This is a genomic window from Flavobacterium sp. XN-5 (assembly GCF_008033395.2).
In the GTDB taxonomy this organism is placed as follows: domain Bacteria; phylum Bacteroidota; class Bacteroidia; order Flavobacteriales; family Flavobacteriaceae; genus Flavobacterium; species Flavobacterium hiemivividum.
In genome coordinates this window covers 1-18,343 of the sequence record NZ_VOGZ02000006.1, presented here as the reverse complement: position 1 = coordinate 18,343, position 18,343 = coordinate 1, and the positions used below count along the sequence as shown (strand labels likewise).

Below are 18,343 nucleotides of genomic sequence, written 5' to 3'. Positions count from 1 at the left end.
CTCCACAAAGGAGCTTTTTTAGAAAATATTTTTTTTAATTCTTTTTTCTCATTTTCATATTTAAGAACTCTACTGCCAGTGAAAAAGCAATGGCAAAATATAAGTAGCCCTTTGGAACGGCACCAACATGTTCACCAACTAAAGCTGCATTTGATAAGTGCATACTTTCAGTAATCAACATAAAACCAATCAGGATTAAGAAGGCCAATCCTAAAATTTGAATCGATGGATTTTGGTTTACAAAATTCCCAACAGGAACTGCAAAAAGCATCATCACCCCAACCGAAATTACAACAGCTGTAACCATGATATACAAGGCGCCTTCGACACCATTAGTCATCCCAACAGCAGTTAAAATACTATCGACTGAGAAGATAAGATCAATAAGCAATATCTGGAAAATTACATTGCCAAAAGATTTTGTGGCCGTAGTTTTTAAGGTTTTTTCTTCTTCACCTGTGTGATCTACTTTTTCATGAATCTCTTTAGTACTTTTATATATTAAAAAGAGTCCTCCCAGAAATAAAATGATGGCTTGACCAGTAAAATCAGCACTAAACCATCGCCAGTTTATACTGAAAAATGGTTCTTTCATTGCAATTAAAAGTGAAATTCCAAACAGCAATGCGATACGCATAAACATGGCTAGAAATAAACCAATTTGCGTTGCTTTTTTTCTTTTCTCTTCAGGTAATTTCCCTGTAACTATAGAGATAAAGATGATATTGTCGATTCCTAGAATAATTTCCAGAAAAGTTAACGTTAATAAGGCAACCCAAGCATCGGGATTTAAAAATACTTCCATCTTTTATAATTATTAGTTTTTTTTTTTAACGATTAGTCTTTATTCCTCTAGTTTTGTTACGGTGCCTTTTTGTTTTTGGCCTGAGCCAACTAAACCAAATTCAAATGTATATGAGTTTTCTGAAGTTGTCAAAATTTTCATGCTTATTGACTTTTCTTCTGCCATATTTTTTGGATGTAATTTTTTCAAAATGTACTCACAATCATTAGTCCATCTTATTGATGCCGTATCAGTTTTTCCATTGTAGGTTTCAATTTCTATACTGTCATTTCGTTCAAAAAGTGTTGTTTTAACTACGCCATCCACTTCGTAATCAAAACGAAATTTACCGGTTCTAAAATCTTGGCAGTTGCGTTCCACATTATAGCAGGAAACTACTAAAAGGAGTAAAGGAAATAGGAGTAATTTTTTCATTTTATTTGTTTGATTTATTTTTCGGAATTGATAAACTTTCCCAGTCACTATTCTTTAATTGTTTAGCATAAAATACAATTTGTCCAATATGATAAGGATAATGTGCTACTTGTCTATTTATTGCATCAATTGCCGTTTGTCCTTCATTTCGAATATAAATAATTTTCGAAAGGTCTTCTGGATTTAAGGATTCAATTGCTTGAAAAAAACAATCCCACCCTTTGTCCCATAGCGCTAACACGTCTTCTTTGGATGTGATGCTGGTTTCAAATTCAGCATCGCGTTCTCTCCATTCTTTTTCTCCATCAGAAGTTAAAAAATTAGTCCAGCGAGACAGCATGTTTCCGCAAAGGTGTTTTACAATTGATGAAATACTATTAGAATCATCATTTGTCACTATAAAAAGCTGTTCTGGCTCTAATTGATCCATTGCTTTTTCGCCAACTGTTTTGTAATAGTGCATTTGCTTTATTACACTCGAAAGATATAACTCACGGGTTTCCATTATTACTCTATTTTTATATCATATTTTTCCAAAAGTCCAGGAATTCCTTGCGCAGAAAACTTTGCTTTTTTCATTGGATTGAATTCCGGATCAATTTTGTAATTGTAAGCGGTCAGGAAATTTACCTCTTTTAATTGAGTATCGTTAAAAATGGCATTGTCTAAATTGCAATTCTCAAAAACCGAATTAGAAAGTGTACTTCCTATAAAACTGACTTCTTTCATCGAACAGGAACTAAACTTTGTCTTTGGCATTTTCTTATTGGCAAATGAAGAATAATCCAAAACACAATCGTGAAAACTCACTGTAAATAAGAAATCAGTACAGCTATTAAACTGAATTCCTAATAATTTGCAATTGCTAAAATGTACCGTTTTTAAACTGCTGCCCATCAAACTTGTCATCGAAAGATTGCAATCGATAAACTCACAGTCCATGAAGGTATTATTAGAGAAATCGCTGTTAGACAAGTCGCAGTTTTTAAAGATACAATCTTCAAATTCCCGATTATTGACTCTTTTGTCTATAAAAACAATTTTTTCAAATGTTTTTTGAATGTGGATTAAGTCTTCCATTAGTCGTTAAATAAACTTTTCATTATTGTATTCAATCCTTGAAAAAGTAAATACACTGCTGCACCACAAGTAGCAATGCCGATGGCTAGAATAAGATAGTGCCATAGGTTTTCCTTATTGATAAAAGCATTGTAAATGAGTGATGGACCTATAAATAGCAAAGGTAAAGCTCCTGCTATATATTTAACTCCTTTAGCTAAAAGTTCTTTATTAGTGCCCATTTTATATATTTTAAATACTAGCTGTACTTAGTTTTCACAAAGTACAGCAATTACTAAATTAAGTTTTTATTTATTAAAAAATTCTACAGCTTTTCTCACACTTCCGTGTTCTTTCAATAAAGCAGCAGCTTCTTCATAGCTAACTGAGATTTCTCCCATAATCATTTTCACCCCGCGATCAACAAGTTTAGTGTTGCTTAGTTGCATGTCTACCATTTTGTTGCCTTTCACTTTTCCAAGTTGGATCATGGTGGCTGTAGTAATCATATTGAGTACTAATTTTTGAGCTGTACCTGCTTTCATTCTGGAACTACCCGTTACAAATTCAGGACCCACAACTACGTCTATCGGGAATTGCGCCGTTTGAGAAAGCGGACTTTCTGCATTACAAGAAATACTTCCTGTTATAATATTATTTTTGTTGCATTCCTCTAAACCAGCAATGACATAAGGCGTTGTTCCTGATGCGGCAATACCTACCACGACATCATTCTTATTTATATGGTATTCCTGTAAATCTTTCCAAGCCTGAGTGTTGTTGTCTTCTGCATTTTCTACAGCTTTGCGAATGGCAGTATCGCCACCAGCAATGATTCCTACAACTAAATCAAAAGGAACGCCAAATGTAGGCGGACATTCTGAAGCGTCTAGAACTCCTAAGCGTCCTGAAGTTCCCGCTCCGATGTAAAAAAGTCTCCCGCCTAATTTCATTTTTGGGATGATTTGTGCTACTAAATTTTCAATTTGTGGTAAAGCCTTTTCCACCGCATTAGGAACTATTTTGTCTTCCTGATTGATGTTGATGAGTAATTCCTGCACCGACATTTTTTCTAGGTGTTCGTATTTAGAGGCTTGTTCGGTAGTTTTAGTAAATGCCATTTTTTAAATAATCAAAATTTATATGGAAAACTTTTTTGTTGATTTTATGTGTTTTGCTTAAAACTTATTAAACAAAGTAGGCTAGGATAATTCCCAAAACAATCATGGAAACTTTGGCGACATTGAATTTATGCCCTTCGCTACTTTCAAAAATAATGGTCGAGGAGATGTGAAATAATATTCCAATTACCACGGCCGTTATTTGGGTATGATATGCATTTAAAACCGGTAAATAATCGGATGCCAATGTCCCCAGCGGAGTCATTAATGCAAAAGTGATCATAAAGGCAAAAATTGCTTTTTTGTTCAAATGTGCATTAATGAAAAACGTTGTTAGTATAATCGCAATAGGCAAATGATGAATAGCAATACCTACAGCCAGATCGTGATGATGTCCTACAGGAAACCCTTCCAAGAAAGCATGAATACAAAGGCTAATAAATAATAACCAAGGTATATGAGTCATATTTGGCTGCCCGTGTACGTGTCCATGTTCTGCACCTTTCGAAAAAAATTCCAATATAATTTGGAATAAAATACCCAACATGATAAAAATACCAATATCATGGCTGTGACTTTCATAAACTTCCGGTAATAAATGCATTACCGTTAAAGAAAGTAGAAAAGAGCCGCTAAAAGCTAATAGTAGTTTTAGATTAGTCTTGTTTTTCGGTTTTATTATCAAAGCCAAAATATAACCAAGCAATACGGAGAGTAGAGGTAGTAGGTAATTCATTTATTTAAAAATAAGAATAAGTCTTTCGCTTTCGGTTTTGTGGAAACTTTTCAGTTTATAATCTCCAAAAATATCTAAAAGATAAATTCCGGCTTCTTCCATCATGGATTCAAAGTCTTCCAGGGTTAATGCTTTTACTTTTTCAGTAAAATGAAACTTTTGTCCTTTGTCTTCAAAGTCAATTTCTTTATAAATATGACCGTCTTTTAGATAGCGCTTCAAGTGAAAATCAATTCCTTCGACAGTTTTTGTTTCCTCAGGAACCAGAGTTTTAAGTACTTGATTGACATTCATGAAGTCAATTACTGCAAAACCATATTCAGATAAACTTTCTTTGATTGCTTTTAGTGTTGTAAGATTGTCTTCGTCATTTTCGAAATAACCAAAACTGGTAAACAAATTAAAAATGGCATCATATTTTTCTTCGAAGGGCTCTCGCATGTCGTGCACTTTAAAATGCAGAGTGTCATTTGCGTTTTCGTTAGCTTCGGCAATACTGTTTTCTGATAAATCAGCTCCCAAAACATCAAATCCTAATTGGTTCAGATAGATAGAATGGCGGCCCTTACCGCAGGCCAAGTCAAGAACTTTAGCGTTTTCTGGCAGATTAAGGTAGTTTGTTATGTTGTCCATAAAAAGCTGTGCCTCAGTGCAGTTTCTCTCTTTGTAAAGGATGTGATAATAAGGTGTATCGAACCAAGAACTGAACCAAGCTTCTGTTGGTTGTTCTGGATTTATATTCGTTGGTTTTTGTTCTTCAGACATTTATTCTTTTTCAATTAATTCAAGTCCCGCAAATTTAGTGTATTTTTGCTGAAAAATAAAGAAACCGTGGAGATACAGAGTGATTCTCGATGAGAAACTTTTAATTTCTATCACGGCCTAAACATAAAGCAGAAAAAGGTCTGTTTTAATTGATACAAACAAATGGAAAATAATTTTAAGATGGTTGCCAAAACCTTTTTTGGTTTTGAGGAAATTTTAGCAAAAGAATTACAAATGTTAGGCGCACAAGATGTCGAACAAGGCGTAAGAATGGTAAGTTTTAAAGGGGATAAAGGGTTTATGTACAAAGCCAATTTGTCATTGCGTACCGCTTTAAAGATTTTGAAACCTATTTATTTCTTTAAGGCAAACAACGAACAAGCTTTATATAAAGGAATTTCGGGTGTAAACTGGTCAAGATACATTAGCGCTAATCAAACTTTTGTGATTGACGCTACGGTACACTCTGATAATTTTAATCACTCTGAATTTGTTTCCCAAAAATGTAAGGATGCGATTGTAGATCAATTTAGAGAACGTACAGGACAACGTCCAAGCATCGATAAAATACACCCAGATTTAAGAATCAACATCCATATTGACAAAGACCAAGTTTCGGTAGCATTAGATACTTCAGGAAATTCGTTGCATCAACGTGGCTATAGAACAGCAACTAATATTGCTCCTATAAATGAAGTATTGGCTGCAGGTGTTTTATTGCTCTCGGGTTGGGATGGACAAGGCGATTTCTTAGATCCAATGTGTGGTTCTGGAACTTTCCTGGCTGAAGCAGCTATGATTGCTTGTAATATTCCGGCAAACATTAACCGTAAAGAATTTGCATTCGAAAAATGGCACGACTGGGACAATGATTTGTTCGACAATATCACCGACAGTTTGTTGAAAAGAGTTAGAGAATTTCATTACACTATAAAAGGTTTCGACAAAGCGCCATCTGCAGTAAGCAAAGCCAAAGACAATATTAAGAACGCCAATTTAGAGGAGTATATCACTATTGAAGAGAGAAATTTCTTTGATACTGAGAAAACGACACAAGGGAAATTGCATATGGTATTTAATCCTCCTTATGATGAGCGATTGGATATTCATATGGAAGAATTCTATAAAAACATTGGTGATACATTGAAGAAAAACTATCCTGGAACTAATGCTTGGTTTATCACAGGAAATCTTGATGCATTGAAATTTGTTGGATTAAAACCTTCGAGAAAAATCAAACTTTTCAATGCTAGTATTGAAGCTCGATTAGTTAAATACGAAATGTACGAAGGAAGTAAGAGAACTAAGTTCCAAGTGTCAGCAGACAACCATGTTGAAAGTTCTGATAAAAGTGTTGATTAAATTAGATTCCTGTAATAGGTTTCTGTTTTCAGAGAACTCATAACTCATAATTTATAACTCATAATTATTATTCGATGACAAAATTACAAATAAGAGCATTTTTATACCAATTAGGCTGTTTTGCCATATTATTCGTCTCAGCGCGTTACTTAGTAGAGCGTTATACTGGATTAACCGATTTATGGATTCCTTTGACAGCATTTGTAGTAGGAACGATTTTATCGCCAAAATTCAAAGCTATTAAAACTCAAGACGGTGAGAAGTTGTATATGAAATGGGTTTTTACCAAAGATGTTAAAGAAATAGGCTAACTATTTACCTTGAAAAACGATAGTAATAAAAAACCGCCGATTCACAGATTGTTATAATCTTTGAATCGGCGGTTTTTTTAGTAAAACAGTGAAACGCTGTGTATTCTATAACTAAAGAAATGTCTTTTTAAGCGTAATAGAAACGATGTTTCTCTGTGTTTTAAAAAGTAGAGAAAGGATTTTTATTTTGCAACTCCTTTTTTAGTCAGTTCTACTGGCACTACTTTCTTTTTATAGATAGGTATGAAATAAGTAACTGTATAGTTAAATCCTACTCCAAAATCACCATCATAGGTTCTATTAAAACCTGGTATATAAAGGTTATCGAAATTACCTGGTTTTTTATTGGATACCAATCGGTTCAATCGAAGGCTGAAACCTGCAAAAACATTATCAAATACTTTTGCTTTTATACCCGCAACCACTTCGATCCAACTAGCTGTTAATCCATTGAATTTTTCTCCTGATGGAATGGCTGCTCCTTCTCCAAAATAAGGATTGGAATTATATATTTTATAGCTGTTCAATTCTTGATTAAAAGTGCTGAAACCATAGCGCAATCCAATAGAGAGAATATTCTCCATGTCTAACCAGTTTTCGTAGGCATTGTAATCAAAACCTCCTTTTAGATAAGATCCTTTTGTAGTGAAATTTAGACGGTCGTCATCTGTAGTTTTATTTTCATTACCTATTTCTGCTGCCAAAAAATATTTTTTTGTCAATCTGTAATCACCTACAAATTCGATTCCTTTATAATCCTTGTCATACAACGCACGAGTTAATTTATACAAATCAACACCCACACGAAGTCCGTAACGGTCTGTTTTTACAGGAATGACGCTGTCTTGTATTTCCTCAGGCAATTTTACTGTCTTTAAATTTCCATTATAAGGAATAATAGGAGCTGTACGAGTACTGTCAGCTACGTTTTTTAAGGTAGTGGTTTGCTTCGCCAGTTTGCCTTTTTGGCTGGTGTCTTGCGCTTGTGCTAAAAACAGAGATAAAACGAGGCAAATACTAAAAAAATATTTCAAGGTGTGTTTCATTTTCGTTAGCTATAATACTGTTTTTCACTGCAATGAATTGAATCCATTTTTGATCTGAAACCGCTGCGTCAGTATGGACATAAGGTGTTTGAGAATCAAGAGTATATTCTGTCTTAAAACCACAGGCACGAGACACAAATAAATTTTCTCGCACATAATTAAATTTCAGTACGTCTTCGTTTATTAATGCTGGATTTGTATTTTCAGCATTCAGAATAAAACGAAAAGTAGTTGTATCTGCATTTGTTTTCAGCGGAATCGAAACAGTGCTTCCGTTGATCAAAGTCGCTCCACTAAAACTAACTCCATCAGTCATTCCTTCACCGATTATTTTGAGATCAGTAACATTTTTTTTAACAGACGAATTCGTAACGTCATAAAATGTAATCACTAGCCGAGAAGTTGTAACCGTTTTGGGATCACAGATATCATCTTTCTCACAACTGGAGAAAGAGAAGGTGATAACAAATAGCAACAGTATTAATTTTTTCATATGATGGTATTCAGTATTCAGTTCTCAGTGTATAGTATTCAGTAGTATTAGAACTGAATACTACGACTGCAAACTGATAACTATTTTCTTCTTTCTAAAAGAACCACGTTCTCTACGTGATGTGTTTGCGGAAACATATCCACAGGTCGCACACGAGCTACTTTGTATTTCTCGTCCATCAAGGCTAAATCACGTGCTTGTGTAGCCGAGTTACAGCTTACATAAACGATTTTTTCAGGAGCAATTTTCATAATTTGTTCAACAACGTCTTTGTGCATTCCGTCTCTTGGTGGGTCAGTAATGATAACATCAGGATGACCATGTTGCGCAATGAATTCGTCATTAAATACGACTTTCATGTCTCCTACAAAGAACTCGCAATTATCAATATTATTACGTACGGCATTTGCTTTAGCATCCTTGATAGCGTCAGGAACACTTTCGACACCTATTACTTTTTTTGCTTTTTTAGAAACAAACTGAGCAATAGTTCCAGTTCCAGTATATAAATCATAAACGATTTCATTTCCAGTTAAACCAGCAAAATCTCTTGTGATTTTGTATAATTCATACGCTTGGTCAGAGTTGGTTTGGTAGAAAGATTTGGCATTAATGCTAAATTTCAAACCTTCCATTTCTTCAAGTATATAATCTCTTCCTTTATATAGTTTAATATCGGTGTCGTATAAAGTGTCGTTCGCTTTATTATTCACCACATATTGTAAAGAAGTAATCTGTGGGAACTTCTCATATAAATGATCCAAAATTAATTCTCTGTTTGCTTTGTCATTCTCAAAAAACTGAATCAATACCATGATTTCTCCAGTAGAAGAAGTACGCAACATTAAAGTACGTAGCAAACCTTCGTGTGCTCTTGGATTAAAGAAAGTCAGGCCATTTGCGTTAGCAAAATCTCTAACCTCGTTTCTAATTGCGTTTGATGGATCTTCTTGTAGGTGACATTTATTGATGTCAAGGATTTTGTCCCACATTTTCGGAATGTGAAAACCTAATGCATTTCTGTTTCCTAAATCCTCGGTACTTGCAATTTCAGATTCTGTCAACCAACGGCTGTTTGAAAACGAAAATTCCATTTTGTTTCTGTAGAAAAACTGTTTTTCTGAACCTAAGATGGGCTCAAATTCAGGAAGGTCAACTTTCCCAATGCGTTGCAAGTGGTTTAATACTTCATTTTGTTTGTAATACAACTGTTGGCTGTATTTCATATTTTGCCATTTACAACCCCCACAAACGCCAAAGTGCTCGCAGATAGGTTCTATACGATGTTCTGAAAATTCATGAAAATGAATTGCTTTTCCTTCATAATAGGCTTTGCGCTTCTTAAAAGTTTGCACGTCAACCACATCACCCGGAACTACATTTGGGATAAACACTACTTTACCGTCTGGAGCTTTTGCTACTGATACTCCTTTTGCACCTGCATCGATGACTTTTATCTGGTGAAACACCACCTTATCTGTATTTTTCTTTGCCATGGCGCAAAAATAAGCGTTTGTACGCTAATATTTTCAAAAAGAGGTGATTTTTATTTGTGCCTATTCCCGCTTTCCGCTGTAAATCCCTAGTTCTTCAAGCAAGAACACTACGCCTGTAAAGGAGCTTCCGTTGGTCGCTCTTTACAGTCAAGTGTTCTAAAGCTTTCAATCCTGCGGGTTTTTCGCTATAATCGGGGGCATCACTACTACGAGACCAGCTGTTCTCATCATTTTAAAAAGCATTGGTTAAACTAGAATAAACGGCAATTATAACTAGAATTTCTTTCTAATTATTACTCAGAATACATATTAGAAACTCGTGCTGGCTGATGTTGGGAATCTACTAAGCTTCTAAAGTCTCTACCTGTAGGCTCTTCAAAAACTTCCAGTTGGAATTGAGAGGTAATGGTAAGCAGGTGATCAAAAATATCCGATTTGATTTGCTCGTATTTCTTCCATTCTTTGACTTTACTAAAACAATAGATTTCTAAAGGCATTCCTTTAGAAGTCGGATCCAGTTGTCGAACCATATGGGTCATTTCCAAATTTATATTCGCATTGGAACGAATGTAGTTTTCGGCATAAATTCTAAATACACCAATATTTGTTAGGCTTCTGCTATTAACAACATTAGATTCATTGCCAGCTAACGTTAAATTTGATTTCTTAATTTCTGCTTCTTTATCAAGGATATAGTCCTTTATAAGGGCATATTTTTTAAACTGTTCTAGCATTTGCTCATCACAAAAACAAAAACTACTCACCTTTAGATCAATGGATTTCTTGATTCTTCGACCTCCAGAATTACTCATTCCGCGCCAGTTTTTAAAAGAATCAGTAATAAAAGCATAGGTAGGAATTGTGGTGATTGTCTTATCCCAATTTTGGATTTTAACGGTGCTTAGATTTATGGAAAGTACATCGCCATCTGCATCATATTTTGGCATAGCAATCCAATCTCCCACGCGTACCATATCGTAAACTGACATTTGAACGCTGGCTACAAAGCCTAGGATAGTGTCTTTGAAAATCAACAGTAAAATGGCGGTCATAGCACCCATTGCGCCTAGAAAGTAGAACGGACTCTTTCCTAGAAGTACAGACAAGATTAAAATTCCTCCCACAAAATAAACAAAAATATTCATTACTTGAATGTAACTCGTAATGGGCTTGTCTATAAAAGCGGGAGATACAGAAAGGATCTCGTTAAGAACCGCTAGAAAAGCAATGATGGTCCAGACAATAATCAACAAAATTACAATCGTTGCAAGAGTTATTGCATAACTAGAAAGTGCAGGGTACGCTGCTAGAATGGAAGGCACTGCAAAAATCACAATAAATGCGGGAATGATGAAAGCAAGTTTGTCAAATATTCTTTTTTCGATTAGGATATCGTCCCAGGTAATTTTAGTTTTTAAAAATATTTTGTGAATCGAATTAACGATTATTTTTTTGGTTAAAAGCCAAGCGATAAAACATATAATCAGTAAGCCAAAAAGGAGAATTGGAAGATTGATGTAATAAGCAATTTGAGGATCTACATTAAAATAGTCAGTTAACCAGTCAGGATCTATTTGTATAGCGGCATATTGTTTACTAGGTGGAATCATTGTTTTAATTTGTTTTATGCAAAGGTAACATTCACAAACTAAGACAAGAATAGATCCTAGGGATTGGCATTTTCTTAACAGTTTAAGGTTTCTCTACTATTGTTTAGTAAGTTAATTAATGGTTTTGAACTGCTTCATTTCTTGCAGTGGTTCTATGGCATTGTAATCTTTCCATATCTTGGGGTCATAGGATTTGATATTTGTAAATTTAAAATCGGTTTCCTTAATTTTCTCAATGGCAGCAGCAGTTGTTTCAGTACGTGACATGTTCAGGAACTCTGTTTTATTTCGAGTATTGGCTTCAATTTTAAAATCAAGGGCCAATACATCTTTTTCTCCCTTAGCTAATTCTATAAGTTTCAATGGGCGATTGAGATAAAAGTAATTTCCACTTTCTATAGTGGCATACTGTATGTAATAGCTATCATCTTCGGCTCTTTTTTTGTAAATGACTGTTCCTTTACTAACATTCTGGGATACTTTAATTCCCAAAAGAAACTTCATATTAAAATTACTAAGCTTTTCACCTTCGTCAAGGACATACTCTGCTCTTAGGACAGCATAATCGGTTTCAGAAATATATAATTTACCCACATACATGCCTTTGCTTCTTCGAGGTTTAAAAGTAAGGACATAAGCAAATTCATTTTCATTAGTGTAGGTCGAGCCTTCAAAAGTATAGTCATATAACTCTGGTTTTTGTATAAAATCAAACCTCTTGTTGTTTAACAAATTGTTTTGATACATAAAGCTGTTCAGGTTACTCTTGGTAGCAGTTAACTGGCTGTTTACTTCTATGTTAATACCTGTTTTTTTCTTTCTATTGAAGTCTTTACGTAGCGAAATAGTATCCCTTGATCCTATAAGTCCGCTTTTTATGCGGTAAAATTTAGTAGTATCGAGGTGTTGTAGCATCAGGTTTCTTGCTTTTTTTTCTAAATCGTCTAAGGAAGTAGACTCGCCTTCATTTTTTAAGAGAGTGGCTTTTAAAACATCTAGTTTAGAGGTAAAAACAAACTTCTCTGCTTTTTTTGTTTTAACCGAATAATAATTACAAAGGATATCAGTAAATGACACTGGTGGATGCTTAATTAATTTACTGGAAAAAGACTGAAGGTCATTATTGATTTTTGATAATGCTTGCTTGTTAAAACCAGTTGATTTGGCAATTTCGACATCAATGATAGAAGGATTAAAATAACTAGAGGTTCTATAAAAGAACATTTCTTTAGACCCTTTCTCGCCGGTTGTATAGTTTCGGCTCAAGTTGGCTTTTACATTTGCCATAATCTCGTAGGGATTTGGTTTTATGTTAGACACTTCAACATCATCCAGTTCGTAAACGGCAGGTAGAAGCTTAATTGTAAAATCGCGCTTTTTCAATTCGCGCACAGTTAATTGCTGATTAACAAAACCCAAATAGGAAACCACAAGTAGTGTTTCGTCCTGGCTGTTGCTCTCCGAAAGTGAAAAATAGCCTTCACCATTAGAAACCAAGTTTTCGGACTCGTTTACCCTAATATTAGCGTACGGAATACTTTCACCAGTTGCCGAATCAATGATTTTTCCTTTAATATTCTGTGCTATTCCAAACTGGAAATTAAGTAATGTAAAAAAGGTGATTATAAAAATTGTTCTCATATTATGGCAGGTGCTTCAAAAAGTAAGACGAAGTTAGCGCTGTTTTGTTACAAAATCACAGATTGCTTATTATTAATAATTTACCTCAAGAGCGTTTGAGTTTTGTGGGTTTTTATGGGTAGTGGAATTTATAATCGTTACTAAACGGCTTTGTAATATAAAGAGCAGGGATACAGTTATCAAATCCACATTTAGAACTTTGTTTAAATACTAGCAAGTAAATTTTAATATTGGTTTTATTCTAAATATATTTACCGTTCTATAATTAGCAATTACTTAAATGAAAAAACTACTATTTGTTGCGTTTTTGGTGCTTTCGACCAGCTTATTTGCGCAAAACAACAGTCTCTATGCTGTTAGTGAAAATTATACTAAGAAAGAAGTGCACATTAAAATGCGTGACGGAGCTTCGCTTTACACAGTCATTTACACGCCAAAGGATCAATCAAAGAAATACCCAATTATCATGCAACGCACGCCTTATAGTTGTGCTCCTTATGGCCCTAATGAGTTCAAGAAAAGCATTGGTCCCAGCGAAACCATGATGAAAGAAGGTTATATTGTGGTGTATCAAGATGTACGTGGGCGATGGATGAGCGACGGCTTGTATGATAACATGCGCGCTTTTATTCCAAATAAAAAATCAAAAACCGAAGTGGACGAAGCTTCTGATACCTACGATACAATTGATTGGTTAGTTAAAAATGCAGCGAATAATAATGGGAATGTGGGAACTTGGGGAATTTCATATCCTGGGTTTTATGCAACTTATTCTTTATTAAGCAGGCATCCCGCACTGAAAGCGGTTTCGCCTCAGGCTTGTATTAGTGATTTCTTTTTCGATGATTTTCACCATAATGGAGCCTATTTATTGAGTTATTGGAAAGCAACACCACTTTTTGGAATTCAAAAAAAGGAACGTACCACTAAATCTTGGTACACTTTGCCCGACTTAGGGACTAAAGATGATTATCAATTTTTTATGGATGCGGGGCCTTTGTCTAATTTAGATAAATTTTATGGCAAAGACAATGAGTTTTGGCAACAACTAAAGGACCATTCCAGTTATGATGAATTCTGGCAAAAGAGAGGTATTCTACAACATTTAAAAGATATTAAACCTGCAGTTATGACTGTAGGAGGTTGGTTTGATGCCGAGGATTTATACGGTCCTTTGAACACCTACCAAACGATAGAGAAAACCAGTAAGAACTACAATACTATTGTTATGGGACCTTGGAGTCACGGTGATTGGGCTAGAAATACAGCAACGGCTACTATTGGAAATATAAAATTTGGCGATAGTGTTTCAAGTTTCTATCAGAAAAATATTGAAGCTAACTTTTTTCGTCATTTCTTAAAAGAGAATGGAAAAGACAGCAACAAACTTCCGGAAGCCTATGTTTTTGATACAGGAGTTAAGGATTGGAAAACCTATGACGTTTGGCCTCCGAAAAATGCAGCGAAAGAAAGTTTTTATTTGGCAAACGATAAACTAATGACTTCTGTGCCAATTGAGTTTGGATTTCAGGAATTTATTAGCGATCCCAAAAAACCTGTTCCTTTTACCGAAGATATCAATCAAAAAGGAATTACACCAAGAAAATACATGACCGATGATCAGCGTTTTTCGGCGCGTCGTCCTGATGTCATCGTTTATGAAACCGAAGTTTTAAAGGATAATATGACTTTGGCAGGAGATATCTTGGCACAACTGCAGGTTTCTACTTCAGGAACAGATGCCGATTGGATTGTAAAAGTAATAGATGTTTTTCCTAGTGATGAGCCAGAAACGATTGAGGTAGCTCCTTATTTAAAAATGAGTAATTACCATATGATGGTGCGAAGCGAAGTAATGCGCGGTCGTTTTAGAAATAGTTTTATCAATCCAGAACCTTTTGTGGCTAACCAGAAAACGGCGGTAAATATCAAATTGCAAGATGTGATGCATACTTTTAAGAAAGGACACAAAATCCAAATCCAGATTCAAAGTACCTGGTTTCCATTGATTGACTTGAATCCGCAAACGTTTGTGGATAATATCTTTTATGCTAAATCAGAAGATTTTAAAAAGCAAACACACCGCGTTTATGACGATTCTAAAATTATATTTACAGTTGTGAAATAAAAGCAGACTTCTTTAAAAATAAAAACCCAATCCTAAAATAGTGATTGGGTTTTTGGTTTTGTAATATGTTTGTAATGTGTATTCGTCTTAAAAAAGTCGCAATAGTAACGATTTAATCCATAGATAAAGCAATAGCATTTTCTACTAGAGGTTCCATTATTTGATAACCTTTTTTGTTAGGATGCACACCATCTTCAGAATAATCTGCATCTAAGCCGCTGCGTTCATCTACCATTGCAGTATAATAATCAAGATATACGAGTTTATTTGCTGCGGCATAATTGATTAGTATTTCATTTAAACCTGTGATTTTATCTACCGGTTGTTGATTACGTTTCCACGGAAAATCAAAAGCGGGTAAAACTGAGCAGAGTACCACTTTTATTTGATGGGCTTGCGCCAATTCGACCATAGAAAAAATATTGTTGGTAATCATTTCTAAGGTTGAAGGACCTGTGTTTCCAGCAATGTCATTCACTCCCGCCAGAATCACCACAACCGAAGGTTTTAATGCAATCACGTCTGCTCTAAAACGAATAAGCATTTGCGGTGTGGTTTGCCCATTAATTCCACGATTAATGTACGACTTTCCTTCAAAGAATGTTCCGTTAACAGTACTCCAAAACTCTGTTATGGAATCTCCCATAAAAACGATTCTATTTTCTCCCTGTACAGGAATGTTTAATAGGGAGTTTGCCTTCGCATACTTACTTAAATTAGGCCAATCTTGTACTTTGCTATTCATAAGATCTCATCGTATATAATAGGAAACAAATCTATAAAATATTAACGGATTCCTATTTGGATATGATATTAATTGTGTTCTAAAGCTGAAAAGGCAACTTGTTTATTTTATTAATTGCGTTGTAGCAAAAGTGGTTTACCAACAAATAAATTTAGGGAGTTTTAATTCCGAAATTGCTCTTTTATCGCTAACTCTTGCATATTATTTTTTCGCTTTTTATATTTCATTATGAAGTCAATTAATTAGAAAAAAATATTAATAAGTGCATTCTGGCAAAGCTGATTTTATTAGTAAGTCAGCCCAATTTATTTATATTTTTCCCTTTTTAAAACGCTTGTATTTGAAAAAAAGTTGCTTACGATTTTTATAAAATCACAATTGCAAGGTTTTTTCGTTGAATGGCTAATCTAAATTCTAAATTAATAGATAGTAATACACCTTAAAGTCAATACAGGCTTGCTTTTAGCTATTATATACTCTTTTTTTCAATAGGGGAAACTCATTATAATTTTTATTCAATACCTCATGTTTAGATTTTTATTTGCTATTATTTTTTAGAAAATAAGTTCGAAAAGTAATATATTTTAAATTTTATACTGTTTGTAAACTACTTAAAAATAGACTATTATGTAGTTTGTAGATTTTTTTAACACTTTAATCGGAAATGTAAAATAAATCGCAACAGTATGTTAAAAATAATATAATTTAGTTTTACGATGAAGATTTTATAGTCCTTGTCTAGATGTTTTTCTACCTACAAAAAAACATTTGCTTTGAATTAATAGAGTGCAATAAATCAACTATAGAAAACCACGTTCTATTCGATTTTCCTTTTTACAGTTAGACAATAAGTATTTTATATATAATAATTTCAATTCAAGTGAGTATGAGAACAATTCTACCTAAATCGGGATTTTTTACTTTTATTTTTTTATTTTCTAGTTTGTTTTTTGCCAATGTGGTTTTTTCGCAGGCAACTGTTATGACTGATAAGGATGATTATGCTCCTGGTGAGTATGTGATTATTACGGGGACCGGCTGGCAACCTGGAGAGCGGGTTGACTTCAACTTTGTCGAAACACCCAAACCGGCAACTTGTGTGAACTCTCACGATAATTTTGCCATCGCAGATGCGAATGGCAATATTTATAATAATCAGTTTGAGATAAAAATTAATCACCTAGGAGTGGCATTTGTATTAACGGCTACAGGGCAGGTTTCTGGTAGAGTTGCTGTAACTGAATTTACGGATGCAAATGTTAAGTTTTCCACCAGTGGGCTTCCTCCAAATGTGAATGTTACAGTTCAATATCAAGGAACGGGACCTGGACCAACTCCCGTAAATACTTCTATTACCTTCTCCACTGGAGGAGGTGGGAATGGGGCCACTGGAAATATTGCGCTGATTGGAAATTTAAGTTTTCAATTTCCTAGTACAATTACTGTTGGAACTAGTGCATATACTTTGTCGTCCACAAATCCTGTTTCACCTACATCAGTTCCGTCAACAGGTAATTATCCTATCGAAGCAGTCTATGTTACTTGTGCAAATCCATCAAAGCCCACAATAACAGCAGGAAATTCAACAACAATTTGTGATGCTGCTTCTGTAGTGTTAACATCATCAGCCACAACTGGTAACCAATGGTATGTGGGTGGAACGCTTATTTCTGGGGCAACAAGCCAAACTTATACAGCAACAACTGCTGGGTCTTATACCGTAATAGTAACTGTTGGTTGTCCTTCGGCTCCTTCTGCAGCAACAGTGGTTACAATAAACAATATAACTGCTGGGGTAATTGCAAAAGGTGGTGTTCAATCTGGTCCAGGTTGTGGCACATTAGATCCGGGAATTACTGCAATTACAACTGCTGCAACAGGTTCGGCTACTCCAACCTATATTTGGCAACAAAGTATTGACGGAGGATCAAGTTGGTCAACCATTCCTTCAGAAGTTTCGGCTCAAATAAATCCTGCTTCTTTTACCGTAACTACTTCTTTCAAACGGATAGCAACTTCTACTTTAAATTCTGTCTCTTGTTCTGCTACTTCTAATGTATTGGAATATGTTGTTAATCCTTTACCAACTGTAAACGCAATTAGTCCGGGAGGAACTACAAATGTTTGTGTTGGCTCAACTTTACTTTTATCAAATACAACAGTTGGAGGTGTTTGGAGCACCAGTAATTCATTACTGGCAACAGTTTCTGAAGGACTTGTTACAGGTGTTGCTGCAGGAAGTCCTGTAATAAGCTATACGGTTACTGACGCTATTACAGGTTGTTTCAGAACTGTCACTAAAACGGTAAATGTATTGGCACAACCAACCGCACCAACCGCTGGAAATATTTCTACTATTTATGATGGTACTCTAAAAACAGGAACTGCGACAGTATCTACAGGTGAAACAGTTGACTGGTTCACAACAGAAAACGGAGTTACCACAACATCGGCGCCTTCAGGAACCAATTTTGGAACCTATACTGCCTGGGCACAAGCTAGAAATACAATTTCTGGATGTAAAAGTGCTACAAGAACATTGGTGACGGTGACGATCACTAAAGCTAACTTAGCAGTAACAGCAAATACAGGACAAACGAAAGTTTATGGT

General features: G+C 34.9%; 18 protein-coding genes. 4 read left to right on the top strand and 14 right to left on the bottom strand.

From position 1 onward, the window contains the following. Nucleotides 1-34: 34 nt before the first annotated feature. The 8 genes from FQU23_RS11180 to FQU23_RS11145 form a co-directional block, all read right to left on the bottom strand. Nucleotides 35-805 carry a TerC family protein gene (locus FQU23_RS11180; RefSeq protein WP_147673900.1) on the bottom strand — a complete coding sequence of 257 codons (771 nt, stop codon included), beginning with the start codon at nucleotides 803-805 and terminating at the stop codon, nucleotides 35-37. Between the two features lie 39 nt (nucleotides 806-844). Then, complete coding sequence (locus FQU23_RS11175; protein WP_147673899.1) at nucleotides 845-1,219, bottom strand: DNA topoisomerase IV; 375 nt, start codon at nucleotides 1,217-1,219, stop codon at nucleotides 845-847. A gap of 1 nt (nucleotide 1,220) precedes the next feature. Then, nucleotides 1,221-1,724 carry a DUF1572 family protein gene (locus tag FQU23_RS11170; protein WP_147673898.1) on the bottom strand — a complete coding sequence of 168 codons (504 nt, stop codon included), beginning with the start codon at nucleotides 1,722-1,724 and terminating at the stop codon, nucleotides 1,221-1,223. A 2-nt stretch (nucleotides 1,725-1,726) separates the two neighbouring features. Further along, entirely contained in the window at nucleotides 1,727-2,299 is a 573-nt protein-coding gene (locus FQU23_RS11165) for a pentapeptide repeat-containing protein (RefSeq protein WP_147673897.1), read from the bottom strand. Then, complete coding sequence (locus FQU23_RS11160; RefSeq protein WP_147673896.1) at nucleotides 2,299-2,520, bottom strand: DUF6095 family protein; 222 nt, start codon at nucleotides 2,518-2,520, stop codon at nucleotides 2,299-2,301. The genes FQU23_RS11165 and FQU23_RS11160 overlap by 1 nt, the downstream gene beginning before the upstream one ends. A 66-nt stretch (nucleotides 2,521-2,586) precedes the next feature. Further along, entirely contained in the window at nucleotides 2,587-3,399 is an 813-nt protein-coding gene (gene murQ / locus FQU23_RS11155; RefSeq protein WP_147673895.1) for an N-acetylmuramic acid 6-phosphate etherase, read from the bottom strand. Nucleotides 3,400-3,466: 67 nt separating this feature from the next. After that, nucleotides 3,467-4,135 carry a ZIP family metal transporter gene (locus FQU23_RS11150; protein ID WP_132110494.1) on the bottom strand — a complete coding sequence of 223 codons (669 nt, stop codon included), beginning with the start codon at nucleotides 4,133-4,135 and terminating at the stop codon, nucleotides 3,467-3,469. Beyond that, the gene (locus tag FQU23_RS11145) at nucleotides 4,136-4,900 is read right to left on the bottom strand and encodes an SAM-dependent methyltransferase (protein WP_132110492.1); all 765 of its coding nucleotides are present in this window, start codon (nucleotides 4,898-4,900) and stop codon (nucleotides 4,136-4,138) included. A 162-nt stretch (nucleotides 4,901-5,062) separates the two neighbouring features. Between FQU23_RS11145 and FQU23_RS11140 the strand changes: the two genes are divergently transcribed. Continuing rightward, nucleotides 5,063-6,262 carry a class I SAM-dependent RNA methyltransferase gene (locus FQU23_RS11140; protein ID WP_147673894.1) on the top strand — a complete coding sequence of 400 codons (1,200 nt, stop codon included), beginning with the start codon at nucleotides 5,063-5,065 and terminating at the stop codon, nucleotides 6,260-6,262. 74 nt (nucleotides 6,263-6,336) lie between these two features. Next, the gene (locus FQU23_RS11135) at nucleotides 6,337-6,573 is read left to right on the top strand and encodes a hypothetical protein (protein WP_147673893.1); all 237 of its coding nucleotides are present in this window, start codon (nucleotides 6,337-6,339) and stop codon (nucleotides 6,571-6,573) included. Nucleotides 6,574-6,755: 182 nt separating this feature from the next. On the opposite strand, the gene FQU23_RS11130 is transcribed toward FQU23_RS11135, so the two are convergent. From FQU23_RS11130 to FQU23_RS11110, 5 genes are all read right to left on the bottom strand, one after another. After that, the gene (locus FQU23_RS11130) at nucleotides 6,756-7,607 is read right to left on the bottom strand and encodes a DUF6048 family protein (RefSeq protein WP_147673892.1); all 852 of its coding nucleotides are present in this window, start codon (nucleotides 7,605-7,607) and stop codon (nucleotides 6,756-6,758) included. Then, on the bottom strand, nucleotides 7,591-8,112 hold the full coding sequence (locus FQU23_RS11125; protein ID WP_147673891.1) for a DUF6452 family protein: 522 nt from the start codon (nucleotides 8,110-8,112) through the stop codon (nucleotides 7,591-7,593). The genes FQU23_RS11130 and FQU23_RS11125 overlap by 17 nt, the downstream gene beginning before the upstream one ends. A gap of 80 nt (nucleotides 8,113-8,192) precedes the next feature. After that, nucleotides 8,193-9,608 (bottom strand): 23S rRNA (uracil(1939)-C(5))-methyltransferase RlmD, encoded by a 1,416-nt coding sequence (gene rlmD / locus FQU23_RS11120; protein ID WP_147673890.1) that lies wholly within the window; start codon nucleotides 9,606-9,608, stop codon nucleotides 8,193-8,195. 293 nt (nucleotides 9,609-9,901) lie between these two features. Beyond that, on the bottom strand, nucleotides 9,902-11,218 hold the full coding sequence (locus FQU23_RS11115) for a mechanosensitive ion channel domain-containing protein (RefSeq protein WP_147673889.1): 1,317 nt from the start codon (nucleotides 11,216-11,218) through the stop codon (nucleotides 9,902-9,904). A 111-nt stretch (nucleotides 11,219-11,329) separates the two neighbouring features. Next, nucleotides 11,330-12,859 carry a carboxypeptidase-like regulatory domain-containing protein gene (locus FQU23_RS11110; protein ID WP_147673888.1) on the bottom strand — a complete coding sequence of 510 codons (1,530 nt, stop codon included), beginning with the start codon at nucleotides 12,857-12,859 and terminating at the stop codon, nucleotides 11,330-11,332. 280 nt (nucleotides 12,860-13,139) lie between these two features. On the opposite strand from FQU23_RS11110, the gene FQU23_RS11105 reads away from it, so the two are divergent. After that, entirely contained in the window at nucleotides 13,140-14,987 is a 1,848-nt protein-coding gene (locus FQU23_RS11105) for a CocE/NonD family hydrolase (protein WP_147673887.1), read from the top strand. A gap of 112 nt (nucleotides 14,988-15,099) precedes the next feature. Here the strand turns inward: FQU23_RS11105 and FQU23_RS11100 are convergent, their stop codons facing one another. Continuing rightward, the gene (locus FQU23_RS11100) at nucleotides 15,100-15,732 is read right to left on the bottom strand and encodes an SGNH/GDSL hydrolase family protein (RefSeq protein ID WP_147673886.1); all 633 of its coding nucleotides are present in this window, start codon (nucleotides 15,730-15,732) and stop codon (nucleotides 15,100-15,102) included. Between the two features lie 886 nt (nucleotides 15,733-16,618). On the opposite strand from FQU23_RS11100, the gene FQU23_RS11095 reads away from it, so the two are divergent. Beyond that, nucleotides 16,619-18,343: Ig domain-containing protein (locus FQU23_RS11095; protein WP_209282344.1), on the top strand; the 1,725-nt coding region annotated here is incomplete at its 3' end.

What these genes read in the sequence shown, in the direction of transcription:
- FQU23_RS11180 (WP_147673900.1), bottom strand. Translation starts at nt 805, where the DNA reads ATGGAAGTATTTTTAAATCCCGATGCTTGGGTTGCCTTATTAACGTTA.
- FQU23_RS11175 (WP_147673899.1), bottom strand. Translation starts at nt 1,219, where the DNA reads ATGAAAAAATTACTCCTATTTCCTTTACTCCTTTTAGTAGTTTCCTGC.
- FQU23_RS11170 (WP_147673898.1), bottom strand. Translation starts at nt 1,724, where the DNA reads ATGGAAACCCGTGAGTTATATCTTTCGAGTGTAATAAAGCAAATGCAC.
- FQU23_RS11165 (WP_147673897.1), bottom strand. Translation starts at nt 2,299, where the DNA reads ATGGAAGACTTAATCCACATTCAAAAAACATTTGAAAAAATTGTTTTT.
- FQU23_RS11160 (WP_147673896.1), bottom strand. Translation starts at nt 2,520, where the DNA reads ATGGGCACTAATAAAGAACTTTTAGCTAAAGGAGTTAAATATATAGCA.
- murQ (WP_147673895.1), bottom strand. Translation starts at nt 3,399, where the DNA reads ATGGCATTTACTAAAACTACCGAACAAGCCTCTAAATACGAACACCTA.
- FQU23_RS11150 (WP_132110494.1), bottom strand. Translation starts at nt 4,135, where the DNA reads ATGAATTACCTACTACCTCTACTCTCCGTATTGCTTGGTTATATTTTG.
- FQU23_RS11145 (WP_132110492.1), bottom strand. Translation starts at nt 4,900, where the DNA reads ATGTCTGAAGAACAAAAACCAACGAATATAAATCCAGAACAACCAACA.
- FQU23_RS11140 (WP_147673894.1), top strand. Translation starts at nt 5,063, where the DNA reads ATGGAAAATAATTTTAAGATGGTTGCCAAAACCTTTTTTGGTTTTGAG.
- FQU23_RS11135 (WP_147673893.1), top strand. Translation starts at nt 6,337, where the DNA reads ATGACAAAATTACAAATAAGAGCATTTTTATACCAATTAGGCTGTTTT.
- FQU23_RS11125 (WP_147673891.1), bottom strand. Translation starts at nt 8,112, where the DNA reads ATGAAAAAATTAATACTGTTGCTATTTGTTATCACCTTCTCTTTCTCC.
- rlmD (WP_147673890.1), bottom strand. Translation starts at nt 9,608, where the DNA reads ATGGCAAAGAAAAATACAGATAAGGTGGTGTTTCACCAGATAAAAGTC.
- FQU23_RS11115 (WP_147673889.1), bottom strand. Translation starts at nt 11,218, where the DNA reads ATGATTCCACCTAGTAAACAATATGCCGCTATACAAATAGATCCTGAC.
- FQU23_RS11110 (WP_147673888.1), bottom strand. Translation starts at nt 12,859, where the DNA reads ATGAGAACAATTTTTATAATCACCTTTTTTACATTACTTAATTTCCAG.
- FQU23_RS11105 (WP_147673887.1), top strand. Translation starts at nt 13,140, where the DNA reads ATGAAAAAACTACTATTTGTTGCGTTTTTGGTGCTTTCGACCAGCTTA.
- FQU23_RS11100 (WP_147673886.1), bottom strand. Translation starts at nt 15,732, where the DNA reads ATGAATAGCAAAGTACAAGATTGGCCTAATTTAAGTAAGTATGCGAAG.